This window comes from Bacillus sp. AR13-1 (genome assembly GCF_008042285.1).
GTDB lineage: Bacteria > Bacillota > Bacilli > Bacillales > Bacillaceae_G > Bacillus_A > Bacillus_A mycoides.
On the sequence record NZ_QNUA01000012.1, the window covers coordinates 122,076 to 134,049 of the forward strand.

Consider the following 11,974-nt stretch of genomic DNA (forward strand, 5'->3'; position numbering starts at 1 on the left):
ACATTGTGTCGATAAAATTAATGGTAACAAAATAAATTTTCTTTGACCATGAACAGTTTTGTTGAAAATGTTCACTACTCGACATAGAAGGTATGCACTGTCGAGTAAGTAAAGAGAAAATCTATAAAGGAGTTTCAAAATGTCTACACCTAAAAAAGAAGATCCTCGTACAGTACGTTCAAGAGAAATGTTTAAAAATGCTGTTTTTTCTCTCCTATGTGAGAATCCTAGTATTTCAAGTTTAACGGTTCAGAAAGTCGCAACAAAAGCAGGATTAAACCGAACAACCTTTTACTTACATTATCAAGATATTCAAGATTTACTAGACCAAATCACGAATGAGATTTCAAATGAACTTTCAAATAAAATAGCTGATTTAATACATGCAAAAGATTTATCAGAAAAACAAAAGCTAACACAATTACTTGATTATTTATATATCCATCGAAATTATTTATTTATATTATTTAAAATGAATCAATTTGAGGAGCAACTATTTTTATTTTTAAAAGAGTTAATAGAAACGAGAAGAGAGAATACGAAAAAGGATCTGCCTGATGATTATGTTGCGGTTGATATTAAAACAGCTTCATTAGTAGGTATCATCATGTGGTGGATAAGGAATGGACTTCACTTTAGTTCAGATTATATTGCAAATCAAATTTATTTTATGTATAAAGGGTAATAAATGCAAACAATTTATCCGTATTAAAAAAAGATTAAAATAACCTAGTATAATTTAAAGTATCGGGATTAATAAAAATTTATAAAACAAAAGATCCAGAGATAGAAGGGGGATATGCATGAATTTTCAAAATGAAAAAATATCATTACATTTAGAGGTTGTAAATTACCAATATGCAGATGCAAAAGACGAGTGTGATAGAAATTGGTTAAGAGTAAAAGCGAAACTATCAGAAGAAAATAAAGTTTTTGAAACGATGGATCCTTTTTTACAAACATACGATTTACAGTACATGATAAAATGGTTTGAATCTTTACCAAACCCTACATATAACGAACTAGATTTCATAGAACCAAATTTAGCGTTTGAATTTATGGGGGGAAAAGCAGGGGAGTTTAACATTGTTATTCGCTTATCGCTGGAACTTAACCCCGCATGGTGTAAGGAAGAAGAATACGAATTTTCTATCGGTATAACTCAAGAGGATAGGGAGAATATTATTCGTTCTATTGAAGAGCAACAAAGGAAATTCCCAAAACGATAAAAAAAGACTTGATAACCTACAAGAGGGAATCAAGTCTTTTTATTACATACGATTATCATGCCAGAAGTTTAATGGGAAGTGTTCGTTCTCATTATAGGCTTCTAATTCATATCCTCTTTCTTTCAGCCCTTTAATAATACCAGGTACTGCTTTGACTGATTGTGGATGAATATCATGCATTAGAATAACTTCTGTTGGGTTTGTAGCACCATGTAGAACGTTTTCTACGATTTTAGCAGATGCAGCGTCTACTTGCATTTTGTTGTATTTCCAGTCTAATGAATCAATTGTCCAATCCCAAACTTTTAAACCATTTTCAACAACTTTGTTGCGAAGAGCTTCATTTAACCCTGGCATTGAGCCGTAAGATGGACGAGTTAATACTGGAGATTTTCCTAGAACGCCAGCGATTAAGCCTTGGTCTTCTTTCATTTCATCAACGTAATGACCTTCTGTGTAAAGTTTCTTGTAGTTATGAGTCATACTGTGCATCCCAACATAGTGGCCTTCAGCATCTTCACGTTTTACAAGATCAGGGAAAGCTTTTACGTTTGAACCAATTAGGAAGAATGTTGCTTTTGCATTTTCACTCTTTAACATATCTAAAAGCTCAGCTGTGTATTTTCCAGGACCATCGTCAAATGTTAAGTAAGCGACTTTTCTAACTTGCCCGTTATAGTGCTTTGGAGCTTCTTTCGGAGCAAGGGACGTTTGAATTTCACTTACAAGTTGAACAGATTTCGCTTCATCCTCTGTACTTGCTAGAGCGATATGTGTTGATCCGTAAGCAGCTTCGTATGTAAATAATACCCCAGCGCAAATCAACAGAGCCCTTTTCACTAAAGTTGTCATCCGAATTCCATTGTGCATAATTTTCCTACTCTCTATAAAAGTTCTACTCTACTATATTAGCAATTTTAGAGGGGGAAATGCAAAAAAACTTTTTTACAAGCGCAAAAAAGTTTGTTAAAAAGTATGTAAGATTTCACTATTTTGCAGGTTTGAAAAAATGAAACAAGAATTAAATGAATGGAACTGCATGTAAAATGGTTCATTCACGTTTTTTGTTTTAGAAAGGGAGGATAAGTATGAAAAAATTAGCTTGTTTACATGCTCATCATTCAAATATTGAATACATTGACCGAGTGTTGCAATTTTTTGAAATAGAAATACTCCATTTTGTAGATCCAATCTTATCACACAGACTAAAAATAGAACGAGAACAAGCACGAAATAATTTAAAAGATATTATAAAGTATATAGCTGAAAGTGATGTAGATACAATTTTAATAACTTGTACAGATTATATCACGTTATTAGATGAGAATTTCAAAATAGACATACCTATATTGAAAATTGATGAGCCATTTTTTGAAATGATTTGTCAGGTTGAAGAGCCACAGACAATACTATTTACAAATAACCGTACTGTTTCAGGAACGATGGAACGTTTAAGACTATACGCTCAGCAGAATAATAAATCCATACAAGTAAAAGTAGAAGTGATAGAAGGGATATTTGAGTTAATTATGCAAGGGCGTAAAGAAGAGCATGATGCTAAATTAGAAAAGTATTTATATGAAATTATGAAAGATAGAAATGAAATGTTTTTAGTTGCACAATTATCTATGGTAGACGCTACTACAAGGGTAGAAAATATAATAGGAAGGAACATAATAAATCCGTTGAATGCGCTTGTGGAGTATTGTATACAGAGTGTGAATGAACAACCGTGTGAAAAATAAGGAAGAGGATGTTTTTTATTTTAAAGAACATCAATAAAATTTCACATACCGTATTTAAAAAATAAATATAGGAAAACCAAAAAATAATGTAGAATATATCGTACATACATATATGAAGTGAACATAAAACATAAAAGAGGTGGGCATATGTTACTTGAAGAAGTAATGCAGAAATTAGAAGAATATGGAACAGAACAAAACCGTAAAATCTTTAAAAATCATGGGGCAAAAGAGCCGTTATTTGGAGTTAGTTTTGCAAATTTAAAATTGTTGAAAAAGAGGATAAAAAAGGATCATGATTTAGCAATCTCATTATGGGAAACGAAAAATATGGATGCAATGACTTTAGCAACGATGATTTTAGATCCGAAGAAACTAACGTCAGAACAACTAAATAGATGGGTTCAGGATGTTGATTACTATTGTTTAATGGACGTTCTTATGACAGCTATATGTACGTCACCAATCGCGATAGAAAGAATGGAAGAATGGACGAAGTCTGATGATGAATGGATTGGAAGAGCAGGTTGGTCTTTATTAGCAAATATAGCGATTAAAAATAAAACGTTACATGATGAATTCTTCACTCCGTATCTAGAAGAAATTAAAGCAAATATACATAATGAAAAAAATAGAAAAAAAGAAGCGATGAATAGTGCTTTAATCGCGATAGGGATTCGAAATGAAGCTTTAGAGCAACAAGCAATTGAAATTGCACGTGAAATTGGAAAAGTAGAAGTTGATCATGGTGCAACGTCATGCAAAACACCAGACGCAGAACCGTATATAAAAAAAGCGAGAGAAAGAGCTGAAAAAAAGAAAGTGAAATAAGAAAAGGGGAACGGTTATGAAACCAATGGAAGCGGCACAAAGCATAATTACATCACAATTTTCGAATTGTGATGTTGCTTTACTAGGGGGAAGTGTTGCTAGAGGAGAGGCTACAAAAACATCTGACCTTGATATTGTAATATTTGACCAAAGTTTGTCATCTTGTTATAGAGAATCTTTCTATAGTAATGGCTGGCCTGTTGAAGTATTCGTACATAATTTTGAAACGTATAAAACCTTTTTTAAAAGTGATTGTGAGCGCGGGAGACCTTCATTACCTCAATTAGTTTCAGAAGGGATTGTGCTAAAAGGAAAAGATGAAATTGTAGAGATACTTAAAAGAGAAGCGAATGATTTATTAAATAAAGGACCAAAAAAATGGACAGAAGAAACGATGAAGCAGAAGCGTTATTTTATTACGGATACTTTGGATGACTTCATTGGTGCAACAAAGAGAGAAGAAGAATTGTTCATCGCCAATTTATTAGCTGATTTAGTACATGAATATGTTTTAAGAGTAAATGGTCAATGGCTTGGAAATTCAAAATGGTTTATTAGGGTGTTAAGAAGGTATGACGAGCAATATGCAGAACATTTTGTAGCGGCTTTTGATCATTTTTATAAAACAGAGGAGAAAAATGAATTAATTACTTTTGTAGAAAACACGCTAGATCAATACGGAGGAAGAATGTTCGAAGGATTTTCTATAGGGAAATGAAAAGGGGATAGCAAAATGAATGTACCATTCGTTCAATTAAGAGAATTGACACAAGACGATGTAGAAGATCGATATCAATGGTCATTAGATACAGAAGCAACAAAACATTTAGTTGTACCAGATCAATATCCACCGTTCACTCGTGGCGATACGAGAAGATGGATTGAAGCATGCATAAGTCGAAAGAATGGTTATGAACAACGAGCTATCGTTACAAAGGAAGGTATACACATTGGATGGGTAGACCTAAAAAACTTTGATAATACAAATAAAAATGCTGAACTAGGGATTGCAATTGGAAATAAAGAATATTGGGGTAAAGGATATGGAATGGCGGCCCTATACAGTATGTTACAAATTGGCTTTTCTGTATTCGAATTAGAAAAAATATGGCTACGAGTAGACGAAGATAATTTACAAGCTAGAAAGAGTTATGAAAAAGCAGGATTTGTTTGTGAAGGAATAATGAGAAATGATCGGTTACGTAAAGGGAAGTTCATTCATCGCTATCGTTATAGTATGTTAAAAGAAGAATATCAATCTTTATTTAATAGTCTATAAAAATGTTATGTAAACTAAAAGGGGGATGGGGAAAATGATTAGATTACTTACGAAAGAAGATGCGGAAAAATATTGGGACTTACGTTTACAAGCTTTACAAGTAAATCCAGAGGCATTTGTAACAACTTATGAAGAGGCGATTCGCCAGGAAAATCCTATTAAGCGAGTGGAAAGTAATTTAACAGCTACTACTAGTTGTACATTTGGTGCATTTAATGAAGAAAATCATTTAGTTGGAGTTGTCACTTTACTAACAGAAGAGAGAGAGGCGTATAAACATAAAGGTCATATCGTTGCGATGTATGTAGATGCACAAAACAGGCGGAACGGATTGGCACGTGAGTTAATAACAAATGCCATTCAAAGAGCGCGAGATATAAAACTAGAGCAATTGACATTAGGTGTTGTATCTACAAACGAACCAGCAAAAAAATTGTATGAATCAATGGGCTTTAAAACGTATGGAATTGAAAAAAGAGCTATAAAGGTGAATGGTGTGTATAGTGATGATGAAAATATGGTGTTGTTTCTTTAAAGGAAGGATATTATCATGAAAGATCTCCATTTAGAAAAAGATATGAACCCCAACGTGGCAATTTTGTATGCAACGGTTACTGATACATTTAAACGATTGCAAAGGTTAGTCGAAGGTATTGAAAAGAACGAACTATCCTATAAAGGGTCTGAAAATAATGAAAATAACATTGGACAGCTACTTCAGCATTTAGCAGTAGTCGATTTACACTGGGTGTACCGTTTAAAAGGAGAGGGAGTTCCGCCTGCACTTGAAAATAAATATGGACCAATGTTGAATGAAATGGGAAAATTGCCTAGTTTAAGAAAGTAAAAATTACAAGAATTAATGCAAGATTATGAAGCTGTGCAACATATGTTTTATGAGGAATGTATGAAACTAACAGAAAATGATTTAACACGAGAAGTTTTTTATGAAAAGGGAGAAAATGCGACTATAAGGTGGGGAATATGGCATATAGCCGATCATAATCGGTACCATCAAGCTCATATTAGTCGATTACGAAAGTTATATAGAAGTAGACCGCATGTATGATTAAATTTTTGAATATTAATTATATTCATTTTGTTATATAGTAGAAAAAGAAACTATATAAGGGGTTTTATAATGAAAGCTATTGCAGTAGGGATATTGGCATCGTTTTTCTTTGCCTTTACCTTTGTGTTAAACCGGTCGATGGACTTAGGGGGCGGGAGTTGGATTTGGAGTGCATCACTACGGTATTACTTTATGGTTCCAATGCTACTACTTATTGTCATGTATAGAGGGAATTTAAAACAACTCTTGCAATATATGAAAAACAATCCGAAAGAGTGGTTGTTATGGAGTATTGTAGGGTTTGGTCTCTTTTATGCACCGCTTAGTTTCGCGGGTGCGTTTGGACCGGGGTGGCTTGTCGCTTCGACTTGGCAAATTACAATAGTTGCAGGGATTTTGTTAACACCATTTTTTGCGGTAGACCCATTACATAAAAAACTTCCAATGAAAGAATTAGTAATGTCAGGCATTATTTTATTCGGTGTTGTTCTTATGCAAGTAGAACACGCTTCTTCTTTAGGGATTCGTGAAACCATTTTATGTGTGGTTCCTGTACTCATTGCTGCGTTTGCATATCCACTTGGAAATAGAAAAATGATGCAAGTATGTAAGGGCGAATTAGATGTTTTCCAACGAGTTCTCGGTATGACATTAGCAAGTTTACCATTTTGGTTTTTACTATCTGGTTATGAAGTATCAACAGGCGGACTACCGTCAAGTAGTCAAGTTTTCCAATGTTTTATTGTAGCAGTTAGTTCAGGGTTAATCGCAACGGTATTATTCTTCTTTGCGACAGATCTTGTAAAAGATGATCCGCAAAAATTAGCAACAGTCGAGGCGACACAGTCTGGTGAAGTTTTATTTGCATTAGTAGGAGAGCTGCTCTGGTTATCGGCTCCAATTCCGTCTTCTTTATCGTGGGTTGGAATGAGTCTTGTAATTGTCGGAATGATACTTCATAGTTATGTAGCTGTAGTTGTGAAAAAAGAAGAGAAAATAACGGCATAAAAAGATTAGCTCTTTTTCAATAAAGAGCTAATCTTTTTTCATGAGAAAGGATGGAGATAGGATGTTACAACGTGTTGAGCATTTAGAAATAGATCCCATTAAAAAAGTATTAAAGCATGCGACCGGTCCGAGTGAAGCAAGCTTATTTAAAGCAGTTTCAATGTATAAAAATGATCAGGCAGTGCTATATAAATATGGGAATAAGGGTTGCATAGGTATAGCGCTAATTCATACAAATAGAGCGAGAATGTGTCACATAGCTGTTGATGAAAAATATCGCAATCAAGGAATTGCACTTCAAATGATTAAAGAAATAATTAGGGAATATGAGTTAACATATATTGAGGCTGAGACAGATACAGAGGCAGTCGGATTTTACAAGAAATGTAACTTTAAGATTGAAAGCTTGGGAGAGAAATATCTGGGGGTAGAGAGGTTTTATTGTTATTTAGAGAATGAATAAAATAAATAGCTCATCATTTGTGATGGGCTATTTCATATTAGTATAAATTAAGATTGCTAGATTGAAAGTTTTTGATTGTGTTTACCTTTCTATATTTATTTTAAATTAATATACAATAATTTAACTGTTTCCGATATGATAAAAACGACAGAGGTATAGTAATTGGAATGATTAAGTTAAAAATTAAGAAAAATATGATAATATATGTATGTATTAGTTTAAAGCAAAATGGGGGAACAATCGTGAAAATGAATGACATAGTGGCGAATACACAATTTCCAAATACAATCGAAACAATTACAAATGATTTAAAAGCATTAGGGATAGAAAAGGGAATAACAGTTATTGTACATTCTTCATTAAGTTCAATCGGTTGGATATCAGGCGGTGCAGTTGCCGTAGTAGAAGCGTTAATGAAAGTTGTTACAGAAGAAGGAACGATAATTATGCCGACGCAATCTTCGGATTTATCCGATCCAAAACATTGGTCAAGACCACCTGTACCAGAAGAATGGTGGCAAATTATTCGGGATAACGTCCCAGCATTTGATCCACGTATAACACCAACAAGGGCAATGGGAGAAGTAGTTGAATGTTTTCGTACATATCCGAATGTATTGCGCAGTAATCATCCACTCAGTAGTTTTGCAGCATGGGGGCAACACGCAGAAGAAATTACAGCGAATCATTCACTTTCCATAAGTTTTGGTGAAGAATCGCCATTACGAAAAATATACGATTTAGATGGATACATATTATTACTTGGTGTTGGTTATGACTCTAATACGTCTATACATTTATCTGAGGTACGTACAGGTGCACGCGAGTTAATAAAGGTAGGAGCACCTATTATAGAAGAAGGTGTAAGAGTATGGAAAGAATTCGTTGAAATGGATTACGATTCTGATACGTTTGTAGAAATCGGAGTTGAATATGAGCTTAAAGGAACAGTTACGCGTGGGAAGATAGGGAATGCGACGTGCCGTTTTATGAGGCAGCGTGATGCAGTTGACTTTGGAACAGAGTGGTTTCGTGCGAAAAATCAGTAAGGGATGGTTATTATGCAGGAGAAAAAAGTATTAATTACGAGCGGCGGCTGCCTAGAAAAATGGGATCAAGTACGTGGACATACAAATTTAGCAAAAGGTACGATTGGAAGAATTATTGCGGAAGAGCTAATGACAAAGGGCGCACATGTAATATATTTGCATGGCTATTTCGCTGAGAAGCCAATGGATGTAAATAACCAATTAGAATTGCACCCATTTGAGGGGATTATTGATTTACAAGATAAGATGAAAAGTATTATTACACATGAAAAAGTAGATGCAGTTATTATGGCTGCTGCTGGCTCAGATTGGGTTGTCGAAAAGATTTGTGATTCAGATGGAAATGTTCTTAATATGAACGGAAAGATTTCAAGTGACATCGCTCCAATTATTCATTTTCAAAAAGCGCCAAAAGTATTAAAACAAATAAAGAGTTGGGATCCAGAAACGATACTCGTTGGCTTTAAACTTGAAAGTGACGTAAATGAAGCAGAACTTATTGAAAGAGCAAGTAAAAGAATGGAAGATGCAAAAGCAAGTGTAATGGTAGCAAACTCACCGCATTCTTTATATTCTCGCGGTGCTGTGCATCACGTTATTGGACAAGACGGTAATGTGAAGTTATGTAATGGGAAAGATGAAACTGCAAAAGAAATTGTCAATATGTTAGAGCATTTATGTAATCGTATCACTGCGATGTAAATTTAAGCTTTTAGAAAGAGATGCAGTCGCATAGTATGTAATGGAGTTAATATTAAATTAGTGGGGGAACTTAGCCCTCACTAATTATTAAATTGAGTCAATGGAATAAATAGGCCATTAGCTGCTCGTAAATGTGTAATACATGATATATGCATAATGAACATTTTGTGAGGAGTGGATTGTATGGAACATTTATTAAAGCAAGCTATTAAACTTAGAAATGAAAAGAAATATGCGCAGTCTAGAGAGATACTTATAGGATTAACAAACTTTACGAGGGATGCAGAAGTACTATATCAATGTGCTTGGATACATGATGTAATGGGTCTTGAAACGGAGGCGGTTCCGTATTATGAACAGGCAATTGCGAACGGACTTGATGGTGAATCCCTTTGCGGTGCGTATATCGGTCTTGGCAGTACGTATCGTTGTATAGGGGAATATGATAAAGCGATTACTTTATTAGAAGCAGGGATAAAGAAGTTCCCGGAAAATGACGTGATGAAAGTGTTTTTATCATTAGCAAAATATAACGTAAACGAACATGAAGAAGCGATGAAATTACTGTTAGAGACAGTTGTGAAAGTAGATGAGATAAAAGAATTTGAACGTGCTATTTCATTTTATAAAGACCATTTAAATGAGGTTTTTGAATAGAGGAGAGAAGGAATGAATCCATCAATTTCAAGAAGGAAAAAAGGCATTTGGATTGGACTCGTATCTTTAATTATGTTATCAAACTATTTATTGTATGCCCTGCCAATAGTGCCAGCTGCCCCGAAAGAAGTAGTCCTCGGTTCATTATTAGATTTTATGTTTGTAATTCCAGTCATCACATATTTCTTTATTATACGGAAAAGATATTCGTTAACGTATATGTTTCCTGTAGTTATAGCTGGATATGTATTCGCAAGATTTATAATTCCTAGTGATTATTTACAAGCTTTTTCATTTGTTTCGTATGTAATAGTTGCTGGAGAAATTGTGTTCGTATGTTTTGAACTGTTTCTTATATATAAAATTATAAGAGTACTTCCTAAAATAATAAAACGATATAAAGAATATAGAAGTGAGTATTCTTCATTTTCTTATGCGATTGATGCAGCGTTTGATGCTACTATGAAAAGAAGTAAGGCTGTAAGTATCATTCTTACTGAGTGTAAATTAATCTATTATGCATTTTTATCGTGGCGTGAAAAAGTACCAGATGGTGAATGCACATATTCCTATCACAAAAAGACCGGCGCTATAGGTGTTTATATTATGATTATTCACGCAACAGTAATTGAAAGTATCGGTTTTCACTATTTACTTCATCAATGGAATCCAGTAATAGCTTGGATTTTACTCATACTAAACGTATATGCGATGATTTATTTTTTAGCTGAAATACAAGCGATGCGTAAAAATCCAATTGTCGTAACAGAAGAACAAGTTATCATTCAAATTGGATTAGGAAAGAAAGTTGTATTGCCATTTACACAAATTGATAATATTGCATTCTACAAGGGGGAATCCCTAACAGCAAAAGAAGAAAAAGAGGTGCTGGATGCAACTGTTATGGAGTTCATAAAAGAACCTGCTACTTTTGAAATAACGCTAAAAGAGCCAGTGAAAGTGCAGTTGTTGTATGGATTTACTAAAACAGTAAGTCGTGTTCACTTAAATGTTGATGAGAAACGAAAATTTTATGATGCGGTTACTGAAAGGTTAAAACATATGAATGGTGGATAGTGAAAAACTCCTTCTAAATAAGAAGGAGTTTTATTGTGTAATTGTAGACCGTACACTTCTTTATCGCTATATAAACGGATATAATTAAGACTAGAAATAGCATAAGGGGAAACAAAAAAATGAATAAATTACGAACACCTAAAAGTGAAATTATAGAAAGGAAAATCCGATATGACTCGACAATAGTAGATCACAATTGCTTAATACTTGAAAAGAAATCGCAAAGTATCTTGTTATTTTATGAGGTTCAGTATTCATTTACGATGAATACAAATGATTCGAGTTTAACAATCCCAAAAGGAAGTTACACAATTGCATACTACTGGGAAAATCGTCCGTACAATTTATACATATGGAGAGATAAGAACGGAATGTATTTAGGCGCTTATTTTAATGTTGTAAAAAATACGCAAATAACAGACGAACTAGTGTCATTTGAAGACTTAATTATTGATATTATGGTAATGCCAAGTGGAGAATGTTTTATTTTAGATGAGGATGAGTTACCTGAGCCCTTAGAGAGTTTTGAAGGTGGCTATGTGGATGAAGCTCTTTATGTATTAAAGGAAATAATTCAAAAGTCGCTTCCTCAAATGATTGTAGAGACAGAAATGGTGCGGCTAAAATAAAGTTTAATCGATTTGAAAAGAGAATACGTGTTTAATGAAAATGAGTAGTCTCAAGTTATATGATCTAACTTTTTTGATAAATCTAAGGTTAGAAGCATATTTCTTGGGATTACTCTTTTTTTGTAGGAATTTTGTTGCTTAGTTTCTAAATTGATTTTTAAATTTATCAAATAAGATTGACTGAATCAAGTTCAGTCGTTTATGATTGAATCAGATTCAGTCGTGGTAAAAAA

At 33.8% G+C, this 11,974-nt stretch carries 15 protein-coding genes and 1 pseudogene; 15 read left to right on the top strand and 1 reads right to left on the bottom strand.

The window, feature by feature from the left end; translation table 11 throughout:
- Nucleotides 1-139: 139 nt before the first annotated feature.
- Both DN408_RS11255 and DN408_RS11260 read left to right on the top strand, forming a co-directional pair.
- Nucleotides 140-685: a TetR/AcrR family transcriptional regulator gene (locus DN408_RS11255; RefSeq protein WP_002013396.1), complete on the top strand. Its 546-nt coding sequence runs from the start codon at nt 140-142 to the stop codon at nt 683-685.
- 118 nt (nt 686-803) lie between these two features.
- Nucleotides 804-1,229, top strand: coding sequence for a WapI family immunity protein (locus DN408_RS11260; RefSeq protein ID WP_078179111.1), 426 nt, complete (start codon nt 804-806; stop codon nt 1,227-1,229).
- Between the two features lie 42 nt (nt 1,230-1,271).
- Here the strand turns inward: DN408_RS11260 and DN408_RS11265 are convergent, their stop codons facing one another.
- Entirely contained in the window at nt 1,272-2,099 is an 828-nt protein-coding gene (locus DN408_RS11265; RefSeq protein ID WP_002127847.1) for a peptidoglycan-N-acetylglucosamine deacetylase, read from the bottom strand.
- Between the two features lie 218 nt (nt 2,100-2,317).
- Between DN408_RS11265 and DN408_RS11270 the strand changes: the two genes are divergently transcribed.
- The 13 genes and pseudogenes from DN408_RS11270 to DN408_RS11330 all read left to right on the top strand — a co-directional run bounded on the left by DN408_RS11270 (nt 2,318) and on the right by DN408_RS11330 (nt 11,741).
- Nucleotides 2,318-2,974: a hypothetical protein gene (locus tag DN408_RS11270; RefSeq protein WP_078179110.1), complete on the top strand. Its 657-nt coding sequence runs from the start codon at nt 2,318-2,320 to the stop codon at nt 2,972-2,974.
- Between the two features lie 147 nt (nt 2,975-3,121).
- Nucleotides 3,122-3,805, top strand: coding sequence for a DNA alkylation repair protein (locus tag DN408_RS11275; RefSeq protein ID WP_078179109.1), 684 nt, complete (start codon nt 3,122-3,124; stop codon nt 3,803-3,805).
- A 16-nt stretch (nt 3,806-3,821) separates the two neighbouring features.
- Nucleotides 3,822-4,523 carry a nucleotidyltransferase domain-containing protein gene (locus DN408_RS11280; RefSeq protein ID WP_063225791.1) on the top strand — a complete coding sequence of 234 codons (702 nt, stop codon included), beginning with the start codon at nt 3,822-3,824 and terminating at the stop codon, nt 4,521-4,523.
- A gap of 15 nt (nt 4,524-4,538) precedes the next feature.
- Nucleotides 4,539-5,084, top strand: coding sequence for a GNAT family N-acetyltransferase (locus DN408_RS11285; RefSeq protein ID WP_078179108.1), 546 nt, complete (start codon nt 4,539-4,541; stop codon nt 5,082-5,084).
- A 34-nt stretch (nt 5,085-5,118) separates the two neighbouring features.
- Nucleotides 5,119-5,619, top strand: a complete 501-nt coding sequence (locus tag DN408_RS11290) for a GNAT family N-acetyltransferase (protein ID WP_002032747.1) — start codon at nt 5,119-5,121, stop codon at nt 5,617-5,619.
- 15 nt (nt 5,620-5,634) lie between these two features.
- Nucleotides 5,635-6,153, top strand: a pseudogene (locus DN408_RS11295) (DinB family protein).
- A 72-nt stretch (nt 6,154-6,225) separates the two neighbouring features.
- Nucleotides 6,226-7,164, top strand: a complete 939-nt coding sequence (locus tag DN408_RS11300) for a DMT family transporter (RefSeq protein WP_002013410.1) — start codon at nt 6,226-6,228, stop codon at nt 7,162-7,164.
- A 61-nt stretch (nt 7,165-7,225) separates the two neighbouring features.
- A complete protein-coding gene (locus DN408_RS11305) occupies nt 7,226-7,627 on the top strand; it encodes a GNAT family N-acetyltransferase (RefSeq protein WP_002127840.1) in 402 nt (133 codons plus the stop codon).
- A gap of 248 nt (nt 7,628-7,875) precedes the next feature.
- A complete protein-coding gene (locus tag DN408_RS11310; protein ID WP_131243733.1) occupies nt 7,876-8,676 on the top strand; it encodes an AAC(3) family N-acetyltransferase in 801 nt (266 codons plus the stop codon).
- 12 nt (nt 8,677-8,688) lie between these two features.
- A complete protein-coding gene (locus DN408_RS11315) occupies nt 8,689-9,378 on the top strand; it encodes a phosphopantothenoylcysteine decarboxylase domain-containing protein (RefSeq protein WP_078179066.1) in 690 nt (229 codons plus the stop codon).
- Nucleotides 9,379-9,561: 183 nt separating this feature from the next.
- A complete protein-coding gene (locus DN408_RS11320; RefSeq protein WP_002013416.1) occupies nt 9,562-10,035 on the top strand; it encodes a tetratricopeptide repeat protein in 474 nt (157 codons plus the stop codon).
- 12 nt (nt 10,036-10,047) lie between these two features.
- Complete coding sequence (locus DN408_RS11325) at nt 10,048-11,112, top strand: hypothetical protein (RefSeq protein WP_002142204.1); 1,065 nt, start codon at nt 10,048-10,050, stop codon at nt 11,110-11,112.
- 119 nt (nt 11,113-11,231) lie between these two features.
- Nucleotides 11,232-11,741 (top strand): ribonuclease FAU-1 family protein, encoded by a 510-nt coding sequence (locus tag DN408_RS11330; protein ID WP_078179065.1) that lies wholly within the window; start codon nt 11,232-11,234, stop codon nt 11,739-11,741.
- The last annotated feature ends 233 nt before the right edge of the window (nt 11,742-11,974 follow it).